The sequence below is a fragment of the Planctobacterium marinum genome, assembly GCF_020687805.1.
Taxonomy (GTDB): domain Bacteria; phylum Pseudomonadota; class Gammaproteobacteria; order Enterobacterales; family Alteromonadaceae; genus Planctobacterium; species Planctobacterium marinum.
Map to the genome: position 1 here is coordinate 147430 of NZ_JAJEWQ010000004.1, position 24683 is coordinate 172112.

General features: G+C 50.3%; 12 protein-coding genes. 5 read left to right on the forward strand and 7 right to left on the reverse strand.

The genetic code is table 11. The features are described 5' to 3' along the window. Window positions 1-20: 20 nt before the first annotated feature. From LJ740_RS14275 to LJ740_RS14290, 4 genes are all read right to left on the reverse strand, one after another. Complete coding sequence (locus LJ740_RS14275) at window positions 21-896, reverse strand: sugar phosphate isomerase/epimerase family protein (protein WP_229529784.1); 876 nt, start codon at window positions 894-896, stop codon at window positions 21-23. A gap of 135 nt (window positions 897-1031) precedes the next feature. Next, on the reverse strand, window positions 1032-2276 hold the full coding sequence (locus LJ740_RS14280) for an MFS transporter (protein ID WP_229529785.1): 1245 nt from the start codon (window positions 2274-2276) through the stop codon (window positions 1032-1034). A gap of 62 nt (window positions 2277-2338) precedes the next feature. Continuing rightward, window positions 2339-4294, reverse strand: a complete 1956-nt coding sequence (locus LJ740_RS14285; RefSeq protein WP_229529786.1) for a glycoside hydrolase family 127 protein — start codon at window positions 4292-4294, stop codon at window positions 2339-2341. 349 nt (window positions 4295-4643) lie between these two features. After that, a complete protein-coding gene (locus tag LJ740_RS14290) occupies window positions 4644-8150 on the reverse strand; it encodes an alpha-L-rhamnosidase (protein WP_229529787.1) in 3507 nt (1168 codons plus the stop codon). 512 nt (window positions 8151-8662) lie between these two features. Between LJ740_RS14290 and LJ740_RS14295 the strand changes: the two genes are divergently transcribed. The 4 genes from LJ740_RS14295 to LJ740_RS14310 all read left to right on the forward strand — a co-directional run bounded on the left by LJ740_RS14295 (window position 8663) and on the right by LJ740_RS14310 (window position 17953). Next, window positions 8663-12271 carry a family 78 glycoside hydrolase catalytic domain gene (locus LJ740_RS14295; protein WP_229529788.1) on the forward strand — a complete coding sequence of 1203 codons (3609 nt, stop codon included), beginning with the start codon at window positions 8663-8665 and terminating at the stop codon, window positions 12269-12271. Between the two features lie 7 nt (window positions 12272-12278). After that, a complete protein-coding gene (locus LJ740_RS14300; RefSeq protein WP_229529789.1) occupies window positions 12279-15149 on the forward strand; it encodes an FAD-binding and (Fe-S)-binding domain-containing protein in 2871 nt (956 codons plus the stop codon). A gap of 108 nt (window positions 15150-15257) precedes the next feature. Next, entirely contained in the window at window positions 15258-16979 is a 1722-nt protein-coding gene (locus LJ740_RS14305; RefSeq protein ID WP_229529790.1) for a DUF5060 domain-containing protein, read from the forward strand. A gap of 146 nt (window positions 16980-17125) precedes the next feature. Beyond that, window positions 17126-17953 carry a phosphogluconate dehydrogenase C-terminal domain-containing protein gene (locus LJ740_RS14310; RefSeq protein ID WP_324255613.1) on the forward strand — a complete coding sequence of 276 codons (828 nt, stop codon included), beginning with the start codon at window positions 17126-17128 and terminating at the stop codon, window positions 17951-17953. Window positions 17954-18066: 113 nt separating this feature from the next. Here LJ740_RS14310 and LJ740_RS14315 read toward each other — a convergent pair whose 3' ends face one another. From LJ740_RS14315 to LJ740_RS14325, 3 genes are read right to left on the reverse strand one after another with little or no spacing between them, the layout of a single operon-like run. Then, window positions 18067-18846, reverse strand: a complete 780-nt coding sequence (locus LJ740_RS14315) for a 3-keto-disaccharide hydrolase (RefSeq protein WP_229529792.1) — start codon at window positions 18844-18846, stop codon at window positions 18067-18069. Further along, on the reverse strand, window positions 18847-20535 hold the full coding sequence (locus LJ740_RS14320; protein ID WP_229529793.1) for a GMC oxidoreductase: 1689 nt from the start codon (window positions 20533-20535) through the stop codon (window positions 18847-18849). It abuts the gene before it with no gap. Between the two features lie 9 nt (window positions 20536-20544). Next, window positions 20545-21072 (reverse strand): gluconate 2-dehydrogenase subunit 3 family protein, encoded by a 528-nt coding sequence (locus LJ740_RS14325; RefSeq protein WP_229529794.1) that lies wholly within the window; start codon window positions 21070-21072, stop codon window positions 20545-20547. Between the two features lie 592 nt (window positions 21073-21664). Between LJ740_RS14325 and LJ740_RS14330 the strand changes: the two genes are divergently transcribed. Next, on the forward strand, window positions 21665-24604 hold the full coding sequence (locus LJ740_RS14330) for a TonB-dependent receptor domain-containing protein (protein WP_229529795.1): 2940 nt from the start codon (window positions 21665-21667) through the stop codon (window positions 24602-24604). Window positions 24605-24683: the final 79 nt, after the last annotated feature.

The window sequence follows — 24683 nt, forward strand, 5'->3', positions numbered from 1 at the left end:
AAAAACACCGACACGGGCGCTTAATCTCTACTATGGTGCCCGTTCTGGCGAATTGCCGCTATTGCGTTATCCACGCCGCGCTTTGACAGGGCCACACTCGCCAGCGGCGTTAAATTGTCCGGATATTCTTCCTGCTCAACAACGAGCCATTCTATGCCGCCGTAGCGAATACTATCCCGCAGGATCGAATTCCAGTTGAGATCGTCTTCCCCGATAATGGGGCGCTTGTCACTTGAGGGGGCATTGAGTTTTGCCTTAAAATGCGCCAGTTGCATACGCCCGGAATATTTTTTGATCATCTCTGAGGGTTGCAATCCGGCGCGATTGACCCAGCCGATATCCAGTTGCAGGATAAACGCGGGGTCGGTATTTTGTGCGATCTCATCCCAAAAGGTGTGTTGCTTATATTGGGTAAATTCCCGGTCGTGATTGTGAAAGCCAAAGCGCATACCGGCATCTGTTAGCTGACCGTGAATTCGGTTAAGTTCATCGATAAAGCGCGTTATATTCTCTGCATCGTCAGAACGCTTGTCAGATGGCAAAATGAGGGTATCTACACCTAAGCGCCGATATTTTTCGATCGTGGCGTTTATGTTTTGTGTACTGAGATCGGTGGTGCTGACGTGTGCCGAACTGATAACCAGCTTGTGTTTCGCCAGTAAGGCCAAAAAACCCGACGGATCATCTTCATAAGGACCGAAGTACCCCGCCAGTTCCACCCCCTGAAACCCCAGCTTTGCCAACTGAGCTATGGTGTTGTCAAAATCTTCTGTCAGTGGTGTTCTGACAGACCACAGCTGGACACTGACTTTGGGCAGGGATGAACGGGGTGAGTGCGATTGACAACTGCTCAGCAGCAGCGTGAAAAGCACCAGACTCAGGGATATCGGTTTCATATCAATCTCGATGTGGCTACTGTCAGCCTGTTAGTGCCAACCCCACCCATCAGAACAATGACGGGCAGGGGCCATTAAAGGGTTATCAGCCGTTTCCCGCTTGCCGGAATCAACTGTGCAGACATTAAACGCCAGTCAGGCGGCAGTGGCAACTTTAGTGTGATCAAAATCCTCACCTATGATGCCACCAATCAGGAAAAGCCCCGAACTACTGATAAAGCAGGCTGCACCCAGCAATAACGCAAAGTGATAATTGCCAAAGTAATCAAAAATATAGCCGTAGATATAACTACCGGAAGCCAGCGATGCTGCAAGAATGAACAGCAAAATGCCGAACAGTTTTCCATAGTTAACCAGACCAAAGTACTTGGGTACCAGATAAGCCATAAAGTCCACCTCTGCACCCTGAGCCAGGCCGAAACAAAACACTGCCGGCACACCTAACCAAAAGACTGCCGGTGCATCAGACAGGAAAATGAATATGCCCACTAAAGGGGTAAGCAGAAACAGGGCCGCGACTGCCGCAGGCCAGAAGCGATCCAGCAGCCAGCCGGAACTCAGTCGGCCAACAAAAATGCCGACAAAAAAGAACACCGCAAGACTGGCGCCTTCAGTGGAGGTGAATCCCTGATCGATTAGCAGGGGTTGCAATTGATGCATCATTCCGCCGACTGCCACATTTGAGGTCACTAAAGCGGCGGCCAATAGCCAGAATTTGGCACTGCGCAACGCGGCTTTCATGGCCATTCCACCGGTCTGAATATCATTGCCGCTGGTGTCTTGCGAGATGCTGGACAGGTACCCAGCAGGTGCCGGTTTAAGTGCCCAGGCCACAATCGGTAAACCAATTACCAAAGGAACCAGGGCAAAACACATGAAGCCGACACGCCATCCCCAGGTCTCGTTAACATAATTGAGCAGGGGGAACAGCACCATGCTAAACAGGGTGATACCCGACATAGTTACCCCCAGCGCCAATCCTCTGGAGGAGTTAAACCAGGTGTTTACGACTTTACTAAAAATCATTGGTCCGGTGGTCTGGCCCAGGAAGGTCATTGCCAGTAGCGTGGCGTAATAAACCCATATTGAGCCGGGCTGCAGACTTAGGGCGATATAACTTAACCCCAGGAAGCCCATACCAATGCAGGCCACCCGCCGACTGTCATACTTGTCAACGATCATGCCGAGTATTGGCAAGGTGAACAATGAAAGCACGCCAATGATATTGCTCAGCGCCATGTCGGCGCGCTCCCAGCCAAATTCCGCCTGCAGTGGAATAATAAAAATACTGTTCAGCATCGAGTACAGGCCGAGGCCCGTACCCATGCCCACTGATCCGGCTAACACAACACGCCAGCCATTTACCCATTCAGTTTTCATCTTGGTACCTGTAATTTAGTCATAGTACTAACAACGCTGTTCTGACTTGTTCAGCCCGGTGCTCAGTTTTGCACCGGCAAGATTGGCAGCCACACGGTCATTTCGCCCTTGTCTCTGTTATCCCACGCAAAATAGGGCACAAGGGTAACATCTACCTGTTTAAACGTTGGTGCCTGGTACTTTTTATAAAGCACCTCTGGCGAGTCGTTTCTGGGGTTACGGGTATAGAGTGTGCCTTTCAACACCCCTAAATCGACACCGCTGATGCGGGACTTTTCGAAACTGAATGCTGAATTGGGATCAATATGCAGGTCGGCAACGCTGCAACCTTCAGGAATGTCAGCACTTTCCAGACAATAGACAAGTGGTCCGCGCGTTATCGCGAGGTGGTTGCGGTTCTCTTCTACCAGGTTATGGCATTCGTTGAGTATCACCTCCATTGGCAAAGACAGTGCTATTTTATCACCCGTCTGCCATTGTCGGTTAATTTCGATAAAGCCATTGTGAGCCTGTTCCAGGTGCGTGGCTTGTTGTCCATTAATCTGCACCTGATAGGACTCTGCCCAGCCCGGGATACGCAGGTACACAGAAAAGGGAGCGTCAGCGTCAATGGATTCAATTTCAAATGCGATATCGCCTTGCCAGGGGTAATCGCTGCTGACTTTCATTGTAACTTTGCCGCCATCAGCCAGGGTCACCGCCGTTCTGCTGTCACCGTACATCAGAAATGCAATGCCATTTTCCCACACTACCGCGGCCTTATCTTGTGTTTCCGCAATGGTGCGCACAACGTTCGGGGGACAGCAAAAAGACGACAGGAAGTCCTCGCGATGACGGCTCCATTTCAGATCATAGGGCAAATCGTGGTCGTGAACACAACGCAGGGCATTGGTATAGAAATACTTGTCGCCATCCAGATTAATTCCGGAGATGGTACTGTTGTACAGTGCCCGTTCCATCTGATCTGCGTATTTGCCGTGCTGAAACGCATTCACCATACGATAGGCCCATAAATAACTACCAATACTGGCACAGGTTTCGTTGTAACCGTTGATGTTTGGCAGCTCATACGCCCGACCAAAAGACTGATGGGTGCGCTGGATAGCGTCATAGTCATCACCGCCGTACGGCGACACACCATCATATAGTGGTGCGCAACCCCCGGTGATATAGGTTTTTTTGGACACCATGTCCTGCCACACTGCCTCCAAAACGGCGCGATAATCTTCGTCGCCTTTGCCCAAATACAGGTCGGTCAGTCCGGCATAAAGATACGTGGCGCGCACGCCATGACCCAAGATTTCACGATGTTCTTTGAGCGGGTGCCTGTCCTGATTATCATCGGTACCGTCAGGCACCATATCTCTTAACAAAATCAGTTTTTCCAGCAGGTTGAGATACTGCTCGTCGGCGGTTGCCTGATATAGCTCTGCAAGGCCCATGTAATGAGACGGACAAACCGCTGTACGCGGAGTCGCTTCTTCAAGGTTGTCAAATTGGGTCTTCAGCCAGCCAGCCGCCTTTTTGGCAAGGTCCAGCAGTTTAGTCTGGCCGGTCATTCTGTAGTGTATAACCCCGGCACTCATTAAATGCCCCATGTTAAACACTTCAAAGTTATTGATATCTTCCAGCGGATTGGTTTCCCCGGTTCTGGCGCGTTCAATGGCTTCCATGGTAAAGATATAGCCATCGTCGCGCTGTACTTTGGCGATGGTATCGATAATGTAGTCGAGGCGCTTCAGCCATTCTTCATTGTCTGAATTGGCATAGACCCTGATCGCCGCTTCCAGCCATTTGAACAGATCACCATCCCAGAAAGGAGGGCCAGAGTGTCCGCCTTCATTGTCTGATTCACCCACCGCCAGCTGGAAGTTTTCCCAGCAGTGGCTGACTTCCCTGTTGTCCAGAATGCTCCACATATGCGGGACCATTTTGTCCCGACAAAAATTCCATCTTTCTTCCCAGAAACCACCGGTCCATTCGCTACTAATTTCGCCTTTTGGTAAAAGAGCATTCATTACATACCACCTTAAATTCAGATTTATACTGTAACTGGTTCGCCTGAGCACGGGTAACGCCAGTCGCTTTCGTGCTGTGCCTTTTTGCATTGGAGCAAGGCCGGAAAAACCAACCTGTTACTTTGTTTAATGTTGCTGACTTGTAACTCTGAGTGATTACTGTCGTACAACAGGGTCACATTTTATTAACATCAGATTTAACATTATCATTCACTCGCCGCTCATTCAACTCAAAAATAGACAAAGTAACTCATAAGTTTTCAAAATAGCTCACAAAATGGTAACAAATCCTTTACCACAAGTTGAATTGTGGGTTTTAGCAGGGCGAATGTCGGGGGTTTTTGCGCTGTTAGGGTTTTGTAGTGTGTTGACAGTTAAAGTGATACTCACCTGATTGCAATTGCATACTGATAAAACCATTACAGTGTTGAATAGCAGAAATGCCCGCGCTGTCTTGTAATACAGTGCCGCTTTCGGTGATTGTCTTTATGTCTGTTACCGGCAGATGCAGGGTGGCTGTCGTGTTGGCCGGCACTTTTGTTTTATAGTGCAATGCGTTGTCCTCTATCCACCAGTGACTGGTAATTTTGCCATAGGGTGACTGGTACCAGGCGTCTACCGCTGAGATTTGACCGTTGCCGTCGATTTCGGGCCGAAGCGCAAAGGTTTTAAATCCTGGTGTTGCCCGCTGAATGCCTGCTGAGTGACTCATCAGCCATTGTCCGACGGCGCCAAAGGAGTAATGATTGAAAGAATTCATGCTGTTGTTTCCGGCAAAACCATGTTCAGTGGTATAGCCGTTCAGGCGCTCCCAAATTGTTGATGCTCCCTGACGCACTGAATACAGTAATGACGGGTATTGATCGTTCAGGAATAACCGGTAGGCAGTATCACCGTAGCCATGGGCGCTCAACGCATCTCCTATCCATGCCGTGCCGATAAACCCGGTCATCAGGGAATATTCCGGTCGCACTATGCCGTTGTCGTCACTGGCTTGTCGCGTTACGCAGTTATTGAGCCTGGCCGCAAAACGGGCGGTATCCTGGTCTTCAAAAACGCCAAGGGCTAATCCAATGGCATAAAAACTCTGTGTGTCGGCAGTATCTGCCAACAGGGTATTGAGAAATGCTTTGCGCTTGTGGTAACGCCCTTTCAGGGAAGCTGCATCCTCTTCGTGGCCCAGCAAAGCAGCAGTTTTGGCGACGATGCCCAAAGCATACACATGATAAGCCGTCGCCGGAAAGGCCGCTCCTAATTGTTGGTTTTGCGGTCCCAGCCAGTCGCCCAGCTCCTGATCGCGGCTTAGTCCGGTGGCCGGGTCGAGTGTGGTATCCAGGTAATTCAGGTAGTTCAACATGGCGGTATAGTTTTCTGCCAGTATCCCAATATCATTAAATTGCCAGTAGATTTCCCATGGCAATACGATACCGGCACAGCCCCATAACAGGCCGCCAAAACCGCCATCAATCGGCGCAATATCCGCATAGCGCCCGTTGTCAGACTGGGTATCGCGCATACTTATCAAATGTCGGCGCAAGAACTGAGAACAATCACTGATGTAAGACGCCGTGCGGCTAAACACGCTGATATCTCCCGACCAGCCCATTCGTTCATTGCGTTGCGGGCAATCGGTGGGCACAGATAAGAAGTTATCAATATTTGACCACACAATGTTTGACCATAGTTTGTTCAACCCGGTGTCAGAGCTTTGATATCCGGCGGTTAATTCGGCAATGGAGCTGATCACAACCCCCTGCACAGCTGTCAGTGGCAGCGCAGTTTCGATGCCGGTTATTTCGATGTACTGAAACCCGTGGAAGGTAAATCGGGGCTGATAACACTGTTTGCCCGCCTTCATTATGTATATATCCTGACTGAGGGCTGCGCGGTAATTCTCGGTCAGAATCATACCGGCATTGGCGCCTGATTCCGGGCGGTCCGGATAACACATTTCTGCGTAACGCAGGGTTACAACCTGCCCAGCTTGGCCTTGGTTAAAGTCAATACGCGGCACTCCGACAATATTCTGCCCAAGGTCGTAAACAAATACCCCGGGGCGCACCTGCCGGACTTCCCGGGCGCTGATTACTTTGAACTCACGGGCCGGCTCCCCTATTTGCCCAATCAGTGCCTGTTGAGTGAAGTCTAAATGTTGTGGCTTTTTCCTGAGATTCGGATGTGTCCCCTGCGTCACTGTGCCTGTTAGCGGAACTTCGTGGGCGCGTGTCCAGCGTGAGGTATTAAAACCCGGCTCGCTCCAGCCGGCGACTGAGTGCGCTTTGTTTGCGTCATACACTTCACCCTGTATCAGGCTGCCGTACACTACCGGACCTTGGTTAAAAAATTGCCAGTGCTGATCATCTGAAACCTGCACATCGCGGCTGCCATCCTGATACTCGACAACCAGTTTTACCAACAATGATTGCCGGTCGCCAAAGCCATGCCAGGTGTTGCCAAAGCCCAGCATCCCGCTCCACCATCCCTCGGCCAACTGAGCCCCCATTGCATTGCTACCGGCGCGGAGAAGATCGGTGACATCATAGCTTTGGTACAGATGCGTGCGGTTGTACTGGGTCAGCCCCGGGTTGTAATAATCGTTGCTTATTCGCTGGCCATTAATGAAAAACTCATAGATACCTCTGGCCGTAACATACAAACGAGCTTTGGTGATTGTCTGCGCTTTTAGTGCAAACTCCCGGCGTAGCATAGGCATACTGTTGCGGCTGGGATTCGCCAGTATACAAAGCCCGTCAACTCCACCAGTCAGCGCATAGTGCCCGTTTTCAATAACAAAAGATCCCGTCACTATCTGATCGGAAAAGATGCTTTGGTGTGGCGTCGGATGTTCTCTGAACAGGGTATTGCGCGGTGCGTGGACGTTGTTTATTGCAAGGTTTTTAACCTGGGCCTGCTGGCCCGGCTCTACTAAAAAGCCTATATGATTGAGCATGCCGTAGGTTATTACCCGATGATCGTTCCCGGCGGGATTCAACGGTGCTCTGGCACCCTGAAGCAGTGGCCTGAGTGGTGGAAATCTGGGATCGGCCGGTGGCTGTACGACAGTGTTGAGGAAGAAATCTGCCTGATTATTTAGCTGCACCGTCAAGGTACCATAGGCGTTATGGATCAAAAGATGATGAAACTGATGTTGGTTATGGTGATTAATAACCGAGGGTTTTACAACATAATCAAATAGCGGTTTGTCGGGCACATCATCGGCACTGTAACCGGCCCGATAAAAGCGCAAATGCGCAAAACCACCCCGACGGGATATCTCACCCACATCAAGCTCTACCCTGAAATAGCTTTGATTTACGCCATTGTGCAGTTGATAGATGTTTTTGTCTTTGTGACACAGTCGCGGATCATTGGCGGCCAGCAGTATTGAAGCCCGTGTGCTGCCGGGGTCAATATGCAAATCTGCCGACAGATTATACAGCGGCAGATAATCAGCGTATAAACACAAATCGCTGTCGTCACCACCAATCCACTTTGCACCTTCCCACGCGCTGATGTCCGAATTCATCAGGCCGGTTTCAAACCACGATTCGGCTTCAAGAGTGTCTGCATTTTGATCCCAAACCGTGACCGCCCAGTTGTAGGTTGTGCAAGCCTGCAGGGGCCAGCCCTGATAAACAATGTGTAAAGAGTCAGATGAGAACACCCTGCCGGAATCCCATGCGACTTCGTCATTGCTGTTTTTTACCAGGATGCGATAGGCCTGCTGATATTGGCCGCGTATCCCCCTGGCATTAGCCATTTGCCAACTGAAGCGCGGCTGAGTGACGTCAATACCCAAGGGGGTTTGACGGTATTCAACCTGCAAGCGGTGCAACGAGCCTTGACTGGTTTTCATGTTATCTCATTATTCTGTGACGACCCCCTGTGGCTTTTTTGAAGGTTTCGTCTGCTATCATAGATATCAGACTAGCGAGTCAGAATGTTAAAATCAATAACAATAATCAATATCGCTCATAAGGTGTCATTTGGTTTTGTTGTTTCATTTTCTTAACTGTCAGTTAAATCACTGTTTTTATCGAAGGTGGCGCTAATGTGGCGCAAGATAAAAATCTGTAGCAATGGGCTGGCGGCTTTTATGTCGGGGTGTTCAGGCTGTTTCTGGCAGGTTTTTAGGTACCTTGTGAGCAGCCATAAGTCTGAATTATTCTTGTTGAACTTTTTTCAATCGCATGTAATCAAAATGTTGCTATTTAAGTCATTTGTTGTAATATCCGGAGCATGGTGCTTCGGCAACAGGTGCAATATGTTGATAAAATGTTGCAGGTTGAGTGCCCTTGCAAAGATAACAGGTCCGGATACATTTTCTGATTCACGCAGGCTGATACCCAATATAAGAGCTTAGCGGAAGTGTTTTCTGGCGCAAACTGGACGTTGAGTAGTATGCAGCCCGATAATTTAAAAGTTGAGTACCAGGCGAACCCGTTAGGTATTGATGTACTGCAGCCACGCTTCAGTTGGCAGATGCGTCATCAACCAGGACGCCGCGGCCAGAAACAACTGGGTTACCGTATTACAGTGTGTAATGTTGCTGGTGTGCTGTTTTGGGACAGCGGTGAAGTAAGCAGTGATCAGTCGGTGCATATCCTTTATCAGGGCAAATCTCTTCAGCCCCGCAGCCGCTACCAATGGCGGGTGGCGGTTTGGGATCAGGATTCGCAAGTCAGCGAAACTGAATCCTGGTTTGAAACCGGTCTGATGAATTCGGATATCAGCGCCTGGCAAGGGGCACAGTGGATTGGCGGCGGTGAAAATGACAAGCCTTTGTATGCCGACTACTTGCCACTGTATGACTTGTCTGTGGATGTTGAAATTGCGCCGGGGAGCCAGTGTGCCAGTATTATATTCGCAGCCAATGACCCTCGTTTTCTGGACAAGTATAAAAACATCTATCAGCAGGAAAGTGCTCTCAATGAAAGTTATTTCCGTGTTGAGTTGGATATTGCCGGGCTGGATGAGGTGCAGGGTCATGCCCGGCTGAACATTTATCGCGCCGGTTATCTACCCGAAGATAACCCGGCAGTGCCTGTGGCGCAGTTCAGAATTAAACACCAGGTGATTAACCAGGACAACCGTTACGCGCTACACCATCTGTTTATCCATAATGAATATGGCACCCTGACCATACAGCTTGACGGCAATAGCGATTTTTATCTTGGGGCACAACGACCCAAAACGCCGGTACTGTTTTCAGAAAAAGCCCGTGCCCCCATGATGCACGGTGCCAGGGTTTGCTTAAATGAGGAAGGCGGCGATCACGATACGTTACCCTACGGGATGCTGAACGCAATCGGATTTAGGGTGGAGCCAGAGCAACACGCCAGCTTTAGTAATCTGCGGGTCAGCAATATCCATGCGCCCAACAACAATGTGTTTTCCGAATCCCTGAACTTGCCTTACAGCGGCATATTTGCGGCACATCAAGCATCCCCTCATTTCCGGGTTGAAAACCAGCGCTACCAGATTTCAGGTGGCACTAAAGGCACCTTCATCGTGGCAGATCCCAGCCAAAATGGTATGCCGATGTTGCGCTCTGAGTTCGATCTGCAAGGCAAGACAATCGCCAGGGCGCGTCTTTACGTTACTGCCCGCGGCATCTACGAGTTTTATATCAACGGCCATCGGATTGGAAACGACTACTATAATCCGGGCCTGACACAATACAATGAAACCCATCTGTACCAGACCTATGATGTGTCGTCCTATATTTCATCGGGCAATAATGCCATGGGTGCCATGCTGGCAGAAGGCTGGTGGAGCGGGCTGTTAAGTTACGGTAATACCTGGCATTGCTTTGGTGATCAGCAATCGCTGCTGGCGATGCTGGTGGTCACCTTAGCTGACGGTACCGAATTGGTGTTTAACACTGATACCCAGAACTGGCAGTTCTTTAATCAGGGACCCATTACCTACAGCAGTCTGACGATGGGGGAAGTCTATGACGCCCGCAAAGAAGCTGAAATAAGCAACTGGAGTCAGGCGGGATTTAACGCGGATGGTTGGGTACCTGCCCGGCAGGTGCCGTTGGAAAACTCTGCTACCTCTGGCAGTCGGCCCAGCATGATGATTGAAGCTCAGCATCTGAGCTATGAAAACATGGCCCTGGAGGGGCAGGTTGGTGAGCCAGCCAGGGTATTTAAGACGCTGAATGCGCAAAGTGTTGAGGAAGTCCGGCCCGGGGTGTTCGTCTATGATATAGGTCAGAATATCGTGGGTGTGCCACAACTTGATTTTGAGAATGGCAACGAAGGTCAGCAAATCACCCTGCGCTTTGCCGAAATGTTGTATCCGGATTTACCTGAATCCGGCCCCAATGTAGGCATGATTCTGACTGAAAATTATCGCTCAGCACTGAGTCAGGATATTTATATCATGAAGGCGGGGCCGCAACGTTTTCAGCCGCGTTTTACTTCTCATGGTTTTCAGTACATTGAAATTACCGGCATTGACGAGCCTTTGCCGTTATCTGCAGTTAAAGGCATTGTTATTAGTTCCGTGTCCCGATTGACCGCCAATTACACAAGCTCAAATAAAAACGTCAATCAGCTCTGGTCGAATATCGTCTGGTCCAATATTGATAATTTTCTGTCGGTGCCCACCGATTGCCCGCAGCGCAATGAGCGTATGGGCTGGACCGGCGATATTAATGTGTTTGGACGCAGTGCCACTTTTATCAGTGACTCTTCGCAGTTTATCCGGCGCTATCTCAAAGCAATGCGGGACACTCAAAGCCCTGCAGGCCGATACCCCGACATTGCCCCGATAGGAGGTGGTTTTGGCGGTATATTGTGGGGCAGTGCTGGTATTACTTTGGCCTGGGAAGCATACCTGCAATTCAACGATTTTGGCTTACTGGCGGAGCATTACGCGTCAATGCAGGCCTATATGGACTTTCTGGACAGCGTCACGGATGAAAACACCGGATTTATTACCGATGACGGTTTAGGCGACTGGCTTGGGCCGCAACATCAGCAGGTTGGTTCCGCATTTCTGGCAACCGCCTATCAGGTTTATATTTTGAATATCATGCAGCAGGTCGCCCGCATTCTTGGCGACGAAAAGCAGGCTGCAAGGTTTCATCGCCAACACCTGAACCGCAAAGCGTTCTTCAACGATACCTTTGTGTCTCCGGATAAAAAGGCGCTTGGCTGGCTGACTTACGGCAATATTTGGGAGCCATCGGATTGCACCCCTGAATTTAAGGAAGCGGATGTGCAAACCGCCTATGCAGTAGGGCTGGCATTGGGGGCATTTGACGACTCTTTGACAGCGACCATGGCGGCCCATTTGGACCGGACAGTAAAGTCTAAAAACAAAGATGATAGCGGCATAGAGCGCCCTGAATATTCTTTGATGACCGGGTTTATTGGCACTGCCTGGGTGGCTGATGCACTCACTGAAAATGGTTACAGCGATACTGCCTACCGGTTGATCCAAAGCGAAACCTATCCGTCCTGGCTTTATTCAGTTGTTCAGGGGGCAACCACTATCTGGGAACGCCTGAATGGCTATACCGTTGAACATGGGTTTGCCGGTAATAACGGCATGAATTCATTCAATCATTATTCTTTTGGCGCAGTCGCACAATGGATGATTTGTCATTCGGCGGGCATTCAACGAGACAAACCGGGCTTTAAGCATTTTTTGCTGAAACCCGGTATTGATAATCAGCGGAGCATCACACAGGTAGATGCTTACTATGACTCGCCCTATGGCAAAATCCAAAGCAGCTGGCAAACCGAAGCCGGACAACTGCGTTATCAGGCCAGGGTTCCGGCGAATACCAGCGCCACATTAGTTCTGCCCGTGCAGGATACTGAAATGGTTACCGAAAGCGGCAGGGCGTTAGATGAGTGCGATGGTATTTCCCGTGTAGAAAAACACCCTCAGGGCGTGAGTTTACAACTTTTGTCGGGCTGTTACTCATTTGTCTGTAAGCTGCCAGGTCAGGCGGACTGAAAACACAATGAACAAGTCGGCATACCAAATACTGTCCGCCAGGTTATCGAGGTTTCTACCGGCTGAGCGAATTATCAGTGATTATGCTCAGCGCCTGGCGATGGGAGTTGATGCCAGCTTTTACCGGTTAGTTCCCGAACTGGTACTTATACTGGATACGGAAGAGGAAGTCGTACGGGTGGTAAAAGCAGCAGCTGACATTGGCCTGGCTGTTACATTTCGGGCTGCTGGCACCAGTTTATCTGGTCAGGCCCAGTCCGATTCCATTCTGATTACCCTGACGAATCGCTGGCGCAACCATGACATCCAGGATTTGGGGCTGAAAATTAAACTGGGGCCTGGAGTCATTGGGGCTGATGCCAACAAGTACCTGCTGCCGTATGGCAGAAAGCTGGGGCCAGACCCCGCGTCGATTAACAGCTGTAAGATTGGCGGCATTGCGGCGAACAACGCCAGTGGCATGTGCTGTGGCGTCGCGCAAAACAGCTATCACACCCTGGCCAGTATTCGCGTGGTACTTTACGACGGTGCGGTGCTGGATACGGCAGACCAGAGCAGTATTACTGCCTTTCGGACATCGCACGCGGTATTGTTGCAAAGCATTGCAAACCTGGCGGAGGAGGTGCGCAACGACACTGCTTTGCATGCCCTGATAAAACATAAATACAGGCTCAAAAATACCACCGGATATGCCATCAATTCACTGATTGATTTTGTTGATCCCATTGATATTTTGGCACATTTGATGATTGGCTCTGAGGGCACGCTGGGCTTTATCTCATCCATTACCTATCACACCGTGCGGGAAGATAAGTACCGCGCATCATCCATGGTGTTTTTTCCGGATATTCATACAACCTGCCTGGCGGTGAATGCACTCGCTGAGGCGAACGTCGCCGCTGTCGAATTACTGGATCGGCGCGCTTTGGCATCGGTCAGTGACATGCCTGGATTGCCGGCGTTTATCCATGATCTTGATAATAACGTTGCCGCGTTACTGATTGAAACCCGTGCCGCAAATGCCGACAAACTGGCAACACAGGTGCAGGCGTTGCAGGCGTTGCTGTCCACCTTTAAACAAACCAACTGTATTGCCTTTACTGACGACAGCGAACGCTGTGCTCAGTTGTGGGCTATACGCAAAGGCACGTTTCCGGCGGTGGGTGCAGTCAGAGAAAATGGCACCACTGTGGTTATTGAAGATGTGGCCTTCCCCCTTGAGCGCCTGGCTGAGGGGGTGGCTGCGTTACAGGCGCTGTTTGAGCAATACCGGTATCACGAAGCCATCATTTTTGGTCACGCACTGGAAGGCAACCTGCATTTTGTGTTTACCCAGGACTTCGGTACTCAGGTTGAGGTAGATCGCTACAAATCGTTCATGGACAGCGTATGTCAGTTGGTTGCGGTGGATTTTGGTGGCTCCCTGAAAGCCGAGCATGGCACCGGCAGGAACATGGCGCCTTTTGTGGAGCTTGAATGGGGACCGAAGGGTTTGGCCATCATGCAAAAAATAAAGCATTTGTTTGATCCGCAAAATTTGCTTAATCCCGGGGTGATTATCAATGACAATCCGCTGGCACATATCACGCATTTAAAAGCGTTGCCTGCCGCCAACAGCATCATAGATAAATGTATTGAATGCGGTTTTTGCGAACCCGTCTGTCCTTCTAAAGATTTGAGTTTTACGCCGCGGCAACGCATTACCCTGTTCCGTGAGATCAGCCGTTTAGAACGCTCCAAAGAGAATAAAGCATTGCTCGCTGAACTGGGACAGGCCTTCGACTATGCCGGAATTGATACCTGTGCAGCGACGGGGTTGTGTGCAGACCGGTGTCCGGTGGGAATAAACACCGGGGATTTTGTCAGGGAGCGTCGGCAACAGCGAAATCACAAACACCAGCGCACAGCCAGCTTGTTAGCCAGACATTTTGCCAGGGTTGAAGGGGTTTCCCGCTTCGCGCTGTCGGTGGTATCAGCTTTGCACAAGGTGCTGGGCGATCGCGCAATGAGTTGCCTGACCGGCGCTGCAAGAACGCTGTCGTTTAATCAGTTACCAAAATGGAACAAATTTACCCCACAAAAGGCCCGGTATCGCTGGATATCAGAAACGACAGGCAATCCCCCGGCAGCGAAAACGGTGGTTTACATGCCCAGTTGTGCCAGCCGGACGATGGGCCAGGCAATCGGTGCGAAGGAGCAGCGCTCACTCACCGAGGTTACCCTGAGCCTGCTGCAAAAAGCCGGGTTTAACGTTATCAGCCCTAACTTTGACGGGGAGTGTTGTGGCATGCCATTCCAAAGTAAAGGCATGGCCCAGGCCGCAGCACAGAAACAGCAATCATTGCTGGCACGCCTGGAGACGCTAAGCCAACAGGGCCGCTATCCTATTTTAATGGATACCAGCCCCTGCAGGGCTATGTTGCAGGGCGATGCCAGCAGGCATTTAGCTATCTATGAACCGGTGGCATTTGTCTCAGAGATATTGTCAGCGCATCTTAATTTCACGCCGGTAGATGACACTGTCATGCTGCATGTTACCTGTTCAAGCCGAAAAATGGGCCTGGCTGAGCAGATGCATAGCCTGGCAAGGCAGTGCAGCCGCAACGTGGTTGTACCGGAACATATTTACTGCTGCGGCTTTGCCGGTGATAAGGGTTTTACCACACCGGAGTTAAACGCCAGCGCCTTGTCTGGTCTGCGGGAACAAGTGCCGCAAGGCTGTAGCGCAGGGTATAGCAATAGCCGAACCTGTGAAATCGGTTTATCTCACCATGCCGGTATTGATTACCAGTCGATTTTATATTTGGTGGATAAAGCCACCACCAAAAACAAAGGGAATGCAATCCCATCAAACGGAAGTGGCAGTCACAGTGAATAAACATCAACGCTTTAGCAGGCAAATAGCCGCTTTTGTGGAGGCAACTGCCTGTTGTTTTTTCCTGCAATGAAATTAAACGTCAACCCAATCTACAAGAGGAAACAGTCTATGCGATGCAAGCCTATTCGATATTATCTGGTGTCTTTGCTGCTGATTTGGCTAACCGGTTGCGGCGTAATGGCTGCTGAACCATCGGTAGGCAATCACCGCGTTTTTGAAGCTGAGATCATAAACAATAATTCATACGAGAATAAGTTTAACGATGTGCAGTTACTGGTTGACTATGTCGCCCCTTCAGGCAAGAAATGGCCATTTTGGGGGTTTTATGACGGTGACGGCCAGGGTGGCGGTGATAAACAAACCGGCAATGTCTGGAAGATGCGTTTTATGCCCAATGAAACCGGGCGCTGGACTTACAGCTATCGCTGGAGTGATGGCACCAAAGGGGGCGAAGGCAGCTTTTTGAGCACGGCCGAAAATGCCGGCAAAGGTATGCTTCAACCGTATGAGAAAAACCCCCGTTGGTTTGCCTACAATGGGACGGAGCCGGTCTGGTTGAAGTCCTATTATGAAACGGGGCACGGGGGCATTGCTCAGGACTTTGACTGGATGAGCGACAATGTGTTTCAGCCTCTGATCGATAAAGGCTACAACCACTTACAGGTCAACTGGTTGATGTCACTGTGTTGTTATAAACAATATTACCTTGACGGTCCCAAACCCGACACGCTTGACCTGACACTCTACGAGGAAGGCAAAGCATCAAGCACCATGAAGCTCAATGTCTGGAAAATGATGGAGCAACGTGTCGACTGGTTAAATGATCGCAATGTCGGGCTATATATGTTTATCGGCTTCGACGGCAGCCGCAATGACGGGCCGCGCTGGGAAAGCCTGAGCCAGGATGAGCAAGAGTTCTATGTTAAATATACCGTGGCCAGGCTGGGTGCCTTTGCCAATATCGCTGGCTGGAATTTTGTCTGGGAAGTAGACGGCGGGCGAGAAACCCACGAACTGGGGTGGGCAAAGCTGATGCAAAAATACGACATTTTCAATCATCTGCGCACCTATCAGGATGAAATGCCACGGGAAAATCATTTTGAAAAAGATGCCTACAACTTTGCTGCGGTAGAAAACCATTTAATCGTGGCGCCGGATAAAACCATGGAGCGTTACAACTATTGGCGCACCGCCTGGACTCACTACATGGCCGCATTGGTCGGCTATAAGGGTAAACCTGTGTACATGATGGAAGGAAATGCCTTGTGGCAGCGTTACTGGCATCCGCGTTCCGGCGCCAGTCAGGACGATCTGCGTCAGGCGGCCTGGGCCACCACAATGGCGGGCGCATCCTTTAACTGGAATGGTGCTGAATCGGAAAAAGGCTTGTATGCCCGTGGTCGCTATGGCCTGCCGGTTTTTGAAGAAAATCCCTTTTATTTATCGTCACAGTACGTGGATATCATCGCGCATGTAATGAATAACGAAGTGCGGTTTCACACAATGACCCCACAAAGTGATCAACTCACCGGCCACGATCCTTTCCGGGTGTTCGCGCTGGTGGAAGAAGGCGAACAGTACCTGGTGTTTTCCATGCACGGCGAGCCTTTCTCGTTGTTTTTAGCCGAAGGGAGCTATGACAATAACATCTGGATCAACGCAAAAACAGGGGAAACCCAACCGGTGAAACCGGTTACCGGTTACGGTGCCCTGGACATCAGCGCTAAGGGAAACAACAACCGTGAAGAATGGCCCCGGGCTGTGAGTTTTACGCCTCCTGATACTAAGACCGACTGGGCATTGGCAATTCGCAAACGACCTCAGTCCTGACCTTATCTGACCCGGCTGCCCCCATGCAATTGTGATGGTGGGCAGTGCGGGATAACTTATCGATATCTTTGAGGTTAGTGAGCAGGCAGAGCAAGGCGTAAGCTGCAAAGATATCGCGTATTGGGCATTCGCCTTTGGAGATGAAAATGAAGAAAGTAGCAATATTGGGCGCAGGTGGGAAAATGGGGATCCGCCTGAGCAAAAACCTGGCGAAAACGGATTTTGATGTACGTCATGTTGAGGTGGCTGAACCGGGGGTTGCCCGTTTAAACGCTGAAGTGGGCGCTACCCCGGTGGCCCTTGATGATGCCATCAAGGATGCGGAGGTGGTCATTCTGGCCATCCCCGATACCGTGATTGGCAAGGTTACACAGGTGCTGGTACCTAAACTGGAGACGGGTACTTTGGTCGTGATTCTGGATGGTGCGGCGCCGTTTGCCGGTCACCTGCCAGAGCGTGAAGACATTACCTATTTTATTTCGCACCCTTGTCATCCCCCCATCTTTAATGATGAAACTACAGAGGCGGGTCGCAAGGATTATTTCGGTGGAATTGCAGCGAAACAGGCTGTTGTAAACGCCTTGATGCAGGGCCCCGAGGAGCATTATGCCCTGGGGGATGAAATAGCCAGGGTCATTTATGCGCCGGTTTCCCGTACCCATCGCTGCACTGTTGAGCAGATGGCGTACCTGGAGCCCGGTTTATCTGAAACCGTTTGTGCCTCCTTGCTGATGGTGATGCGCCAGGCGATGGACGAGGTGGTGAAAAAGGGCGTTTCAGAAGAGTGTGCCCGGGATTTTTTACTGGGACACATGAATATTCTGAGTGCCGTTATCTTTAATGAAATCGAGGGCGCCTTCTCTGATGCCTGCAATAAGGCAATCGAATTCGGTATCCCTGCATTGATGCGGGATGACTGGAAACAGGTATTCGAGCGGGAGGAAATTCTGGCCAGTGTCGAGCGGATCACCTGACATTCAGTGGCTTGCTGGTCATTACCGGTCAGCAAGCCATTTATGCCACAACAGTAAAAATCTAAGACAGTAAAACTCACCTACAGCACTTGGTCCGGGGCGTTATTTTCGCACTAGGGCCGGGTGTGCTGTTTGCCAGACAAATCTAACAACTCAATGTCCTTAAACTGCACCGGATGACTTTCTGATTGCAGCGCTATGTAGCCACTGCTGAGTTTCGGGGCAACGGGAAACTCGTTGTCGGGATCATCCATGACCAGGTCGCTATACTGCATAACCTGTTCGCCATTTACCCAATGGGTAATCTGCTGGTGGCCTATGACTTCAAATTCCACCTGTACCCATTGCTCTGTGGGGTAGGTGTTTGAGCGGGAGTCAGTGCAGTGGTTAGTGGCTGGTTTACCTTCAAAAGTAACATTGGTGTTGGGCGTACAGACATTCGCTGTGGGTCGGGTATCGCCCTGGTCAGCGCCCAGCAATTGCGCTTCAATGGAATCCGGAAAAGCTTGTCTGAGGGACATGGTTTCCGGTGCCTGACTGTGCAACATGGCACCACTGTTCTTGTAGGCCCATTTTGGACCATCGGGAAGCTGCTCACCGATAAACCGGTAGCTGAAACGCAGCTTATAATGTGACAGTTTTGTCTGATAAAAGAGGTGACCAAATTGCTCGTTAAAATCCTGGTAGTGCCGGTAAGAAACGGTGAGTAAGCCATCCTGTACTACAAAGGTGTTTAACGGATCTTCATTCAGCGGATAGCCGCTGATCTTGGGGGTCCAGCCGTCGAGGTTTTTGCCGTTGAATATGGACTGCCAGTGTTCAATTTCCGCGTCTGCAGCGCAACCAATGCAGGGTAAAACTGAGATAGCAGCAGTAAGATAGTATCGCAACATTTATAGGTTTCCTGTTTTCATTTGTTTTACAGCATAATCCGCCGCTCTTGCTGTCAGCGCCATAAACGTAATTGAAGGGTTCACGCAAGATATTGAAGAAAACGCCGCGCCGTCAGTGACAAACAAGTTACTGACCTCATGACTTTGATTCCATTGGTTGAGGTAAGAGGTTTTGGGATCTTTGCCCATACAGGCACCTCCCATTTCGTGGACAAATCCGCCAGGTGAAACATTGTAATCAAAGCTCTCAACATTGTTCAGGCCTGCGGCGGTGAGCATTTCTGCGGCAGAGTGTTGAATGTCTTTTTTCATTTTTATGGCGTTTTCGCCGTAGGCGACATCGGTCACCAGCTGTGGCATGCCCCATTTATCTTTCAGGGTTTCATGCAAATACACTTTGTTGTTGTAGTCCGGCAATACTTCACCGTAACCGGCTAAAATAAATTTCCAGCCACCCGGTGAGCGCAGTTGCTGTTTCAGTTCTGCCCCTATACCTTGCTGGTTAATGCCGCGCCGCCAGTCGCGTCGCTCTGCACTGCCCTGAAAACCAAATCCCCGCAAATAGTCATTGCGCGGCGTTTCCAGATTGCGAAATCTCGGCAGGTAGACCCCGCCCGGGCGTCTGCCCTTGTAATACATGTCCAGGTGACCAGGCACATCGCCACGGGCACCCACGGCACCAACGTGATCCATAATATAATGGCCAAGCACCGTACTGCGGTTACCTATGCCGTTAGGGAAGGCCGCAGATCGTGAGTTAAGTAAAATTTGCACACTGGCCAGGGTTGAAGCGCACATAAAAATGATACGTGCCGATACCTCTATCCGCTTACCGGTTTTGGTATCCACATAGGCGACGCCTGTCGCTCTGCCTGATTGCTCACCATATAACACTTGTTGTACCTGGGCGTTGGCCCGCAGTGTCATATTGTTGGTTTTTTTCGCTGCCGCCAGGGCGCCGGACAGTGACGAATAATATCCGCCCCAGGAGCATCCGCGCTGGCATTCATTGCGAGCCATACACATACCGCGACCTAATGCGAGATGCTCGGGTTGCGGTTGCGTCAGATGGGCAACCCGGGCAGGGATCAGTTTGCGTCCGGGAAATGCGCGTTCCAGTTTCGCTTTTATTTCCCGCTCAACAGTATTCATTGGCAGGGGCGGAAGGAACTTCCCGTCCGGTAGCACTTCAAGCCCTTCTTCGCTACCGGCAATGCCGATAAACGGCTCGACGTAATCATACCAGGGCGCAATGTCGTTATAGCGAATGGGCCAGTCAATGCCGTGGCCATCCTGAGCATTGGCAGCAAAGTCCAGCGCATTCCATCGATAAGACTGACGTGCCCAAAGCAGTGATTTTCCGCCAACCTTAGCGCTTCTTATCCAGGTAAAAGGTTGGTCTTGCTGGTAGGGGTTATCTTTGTCATTGATAAAATGATGTTTGGTAAAATCGGTGAGGGCATAACTTTTTCTTTGTATGGGCTGTTCCGTGGCGAGCTCATCCTCCGGCACTCTTCCCCGATATTCCATCGACCAGGGCGGCAGAAATTCGGTTTTGTACTGGCCGTGCTCCAGTGGCTCGCCCCGATCGAGTACCAGAGTTTTATAGCCTTTTTCGCAAAACTCTTTGGCGGCGTACCCCCCGGACATGCCGGAACCGACTACTATAATGTCATAATCTGTATTCATGGGTTCTCCTTATGACCAGGCGCGTGCAATGTTTTTCAGTGGAATTTCGTTATAGGGGCCGGGTACCGGATCGTGCTGCAATTCAACACTGCCGCCAATTTCTGAGGTGTAATAGCCCACCAGGGTCAGCTCTTTGATGGTGCTGTAGAAGGGAACCTGGCCCAATTGCTCATCCAGACTCTTTACCGCTGCCAGTTGCTGTTCCTTCGACAAGGCATTAAAACCGGATTCCAGCTGGAACTTCCTGAATTCGGCAAGCCACTCTTGTGCCTCCATGCTGTGCACGCAACGGGACAACATCTGTTCTATAAAATCCGGAACACCTGCGGCAACCGCACCCGGTGTGTCGGTGGCGGGAATAATTATGTCAGTGATGATCGCAAGCGTGGTTTTGAGAGAACCGGACAGAAAAGTGTGTCCGGAACCGGACTGGCTATCTTCAATAGCAGCAAGCGCCAATTTGCTCAAAGGGGTAAGCGACACTCCCAGCAGTAATCCGCCCTGAATTAACAGTTGCCTCCTGTTTAAAACTTGCATCGCATTCTCCGTCTTTTGTGAACAAAAACGCTACAGAAAATTAACATTACTGTTTTTGCTCTAAGCATTTCGCAATCGAATTTGTTAAAATAACAATCATAAACACTCATAAATACTCAAATAGGTTGCTGTGATAATCTATTGTTGTTGTCAGAATCCTGCCTTTAAATGGGGTTTCTGGACATTAATCGCTCAGATAAGTGGCTGACTTTTGCCTGAGTCAGCATGATATAAGCCCAATGAATCCGCTGTTACCCGATTGGAAATAGGGTAAATCCGGGCGTTCAGGCTATTTAAATGACCTTAAATGATGGGTAACGATTATAAATGATTATTTAGGTGTTGCAACATGATTGTTAATGAGGTAAATTTTATGTTAATGGCTTTTTGCGCGATTAGACATGCGCATTTTTAAATGAGAAACCATGCAACAACTGATTAGCTGCCTGGTTTGTGCAACAGGGAGCTCAGCAGTAGTAAAGCGCACGTCCTGGAGACCCTCTGGATGATTCGTTTTTACTATAGCTTCAGTCGCAGAGAGCTATACATACTCAGCGTGCTGAGTCGATCAAAATATGGGGCACATATTATTATGAAAAAATTCAACAAATGTCCGCTGCGGACAGCAATTGTAGTCGGTTTATCGTCGTCCTTGTTTTTTACCGGACAGGCGTTCGCCCAGGAGCAGAATGAAAGCAACTCTGGTGAAAACCTCAGGGATGTTGAGAAAATCGCTGTTACCGGTTCGCGTATTCGCAGTGCCGATGTGACGGCGGCAACACCACTACAAACTATTGATGCTGAGTCGTTGCAAGACCAGGCTGTAATCAATGTTCAGGAAGCACTGCAATACAATCCGGCGTTTGGTATTGCCGGCGCCAGCAGAAGCACTTCCAATGATGATATTACCACGGTGGGTTCTGCGACCGTGAACCTGCGCAATCTGGGCGCAGACAGAACATTGGTACTGGTCAATGGCAAGCGGATGGTGGCCTCTTCTCCGGGAACTACCCAGGTTGATTTGTCCATGGTACCCACAGAATTTATCGACCGGGTGGAAGTACTTACCGGTGGTGCATCGGCGGTTTATGGCTCTGACGCCGTTGCCGGTGTGGTGAACATCATATACAAAAAAGATTTTGAAGGGCTTGTCTTCAACAGCCAGGCGGGCATTTCTGAAGAAGGTGATGACGAACAGTACAAATTTGATCTGACTGCGGGTCACAACTTTGATAATGACCGCGGTAATTTTATGATCAATGTTGGCTGGAGCAGACAAGGTGAAGTGAGATCAAGTGATCGCGATCGCACTTCAGAAGACTACACCAGCCTCGGTCATAACAACCGGGATCCTGCCACGGTATTTGAGCCTACCATTAGCCGCTCAGGTGTTATCGCGGGTGGGGTGGTTAACTCAGGTGGTGTTAACTATACCTTTGACAGTGCCGGTAATGCCGTGGTGTGGAATGGTACCCAGGAAGAGCGTTTTAATCGCAGACCTTACAAAACGATTGTATCGCCGGTAGACCGCTTTACCGTGGCACTGCGCAGTAGTTATGACGTCAGTGAAGACCATACACTGTTTATTGAATCCAACTATGGTTTGGTAACCACGTCAGGCTATGCTGAGCCATCGCCTTTTGTTGCAAACAACGATGTGCTGGGTATCGGTGAAAACATCAATGTGGAAAACTATATTCTAAACCCGGCGACGGGCGAAACCACACTGACGCAAAACCCGTTTTTGCCACAGATCATTATTGATAACGCCACTGACTCAAATAACGATGGCTTGCGGGACGTTGGTCTTAACCGTCGTCTGACTCAGTTTGGCCCAAATGGCCTGCGGGATACGCCTACCGAACGTGAATTGTTCCGGGTGGTACTTGGTTCGGAAGGTTATCTGAACGACAACTGGGAATACGATCTGCATTATTCTTATGGACGCACCACGCTAGACGGTCGAATGGATGGGCTTTTCCACGGCCCGAATCTGAAAGCCGCACTCACGGTGGCCCAGGACGTCTATGACCTGGACGGTGACGGCAGCACAACTGATGCAATCTGTGTCGATGCCGACGCACGCGGTCGCGGATGTGTACCGGTTAACTTCTACGGCGAAGGCACCATGACACCGGAAATGCTTGCTTATGTTGAGGGCAGCCTGTATCAGAATGCTGTGCAGGATATGCAGGTCATCTCTGCGAACGTCACCGGTGAAGTGTTCGAATTACCGGCCGGTGCCCTGGCCATCGCGGCAGGCATTGAATACCGCGAAGAATCAAGCGAGCACTATTTTGACCCGCTGACGAATAGCAATATGAACGGTTACATTCAGCACACTGATACCGCCGGGGAGCTGGATGTTTCTGAAGTGTATATCGAAGCCGTAGCGCCGGTGATTGACGGTGTAACCCTTAACGCGGCGTACCGCCTGTCAGATTATTCCACGGTGGGTGCTGTGTCTGCCTACAACGCGGGTATTGAATGGTCTGCTACTGAAGAACTGCGCTTCCGCGCTGTTTATGCTCACGCGGTTCGCGCGCCAAACATTGGCGAGTTGTTTGCTGCGGAGTCTGTATCCACAACATCCATTACCGATCCATGCGAAGGGATTACCAACGCCGACACCGGTGCGCTGGCAGAGAACTGTCGCGCCGCAGCGGGTGTACAGCAAAACATTGATGAGAACGGTTCGTTAACCCTCAATCAATCTGATGTACAGGGTGTCGGACTCTTGTCGACCAACAACCCGGGCATTAAAGAAGAAACGGCGAAAAGCTATACCATTGGTGCCGTGTATACACCCACCAGTGACCTTTCATTCTCTCTCGACTATTACGACATTGAGATTGAAGATGCGATTTCCCGTGTGAATCCATCGGTGATTCTTGATAAATGTTACAACGATGGCATTGCCAGCTTCTGTGAATTTGTTGACCGTCGTCCGGCGGCGGCCACGCCCTGGAGTGCCGGCTCTGTTGAACAGGTAACGGTTGGTTTGGTAAACAGTGGTGGTCAGTGGACCAAAGGCTTTGATGTCACCGCGCGCTACACGACCGAGATGTTTTCCGGTGATGTTTCGCTTGATTTCAGCTGGACGCACCTGCTGGAAAAAGGTCTTATCCCGCTTGAGGGCGAAGCAGCAGACCGTTCAGACGGCGAGGTGGGTGATGCGGAAAACAAGGCGTTTATTGCCATCGGTTACCAGCAAGGCGCCTGGAATATGAACCTGATCACGCGCTATATCGGCGAGTCATATCTTGACGATACTTACTGGATGGACCGCTACGGTGCAGACGCAGGCAAAGACAACTTCAAGATTGACGCAAAAGTCTATGCAGATGCTCAGGTTAATTACTTCTTTGATGAGAACTATACAGTGACATTCGGGATTAAAAACCTGTTTGACACCACTCCACCGCCCATCATTGGAGGTTTACCAGGTGGCAGCGCAGATACAGGCACAGCAGCGGGCGTTTACGATGCTATCGGACGCAGCTTCTACGCCGGTCTACGCGTCAGCTTTTAAGCACAAACTATAGTAAAAAAGGCATGTTGTGTGACGAACATCACGCAACATGCCTGTATTCGTTTAGATCGCGAAACTT

Bases quoted from the DNA above. Each gene is read 5' to 3' on its own strand.
- LJ740_RS14275 (WP_229529784.1), bottom strand. From the start codon at position 896: ATGAAACCGATATCCCTGAGTCTGGTGCTTTTCACGCTGCTGCTGAGC.
- LJ740_RS14280 (WP_229529785.1), bottom strand. From the start codon at position 2,276: ATGAAAACTGAATGGGTAAATGGCTGGCGTGTTGTGTTAGCCGGATCA.
- LJ740_RS14285 (WP_229529786.1), bottom strand. From the start codon at position 4,294: ATGAATGCTCTTTTACCAAAAGGCGAAATTAGTAGCGAATGGACCGGT.
- LJ740_RS14290 (WP_229529787.1), bottom strand. From the start codon at position 8,150: ATGAAAACCAGTCAAGGCTCGTTGCACCGCTTGCAGGTTGAATACCGT.
- LJ740_RS14300 (WP_229529789.1), top strand. From the start codon at position 12,279: ATGAACAAGTCGGCATACCAAATACTGTCCGCCAGGTTATCGAGGTTT.
- LJ740_RS14305 (WP_229529790.1), top strand. From the start codon at position 15,258: ATGCGATGCAAGCCTATTCGATATTATCTGGTGTCTTTGCTGCTGATT.
- LJ740_RS14310 (WP_324255613.1), top strand. From the start codon at position 17,126: ATGAAGAAAGTAGCAATATTGGGCGCAGGTGGGAAAATGGGGATCCGC.
- LJ740_RS14315 (WP_229529792.1), bottom strand. From the start codon at position 18,846: ATGTTGCGATACTATCTTACTGCTGCTATCTCAGTTTTACCCTGCATT.
- LJ740_RS14320 (WP_229529793.1), bottom strand. From the start codon at position 20,535: ATGAATACAGATTATGACATTATAGTAGTCGGTTCCGGCATGTCCGGG.
- LJ740_RS14325 (WP_229529794.1), bottom strand. From the start codon at position 21,072: ATGCAAGTTTTAAACAGGAGGCAACTGTTAATTCAGGGCGGATTACTG.
- LJ740_RS14330 (WP_229529795.1), top strand. From the start codon at position 21,665: ATGAAAAAATTCAACAAATGTCCGCTGCGGACAGCAATTGTAGTCGGT.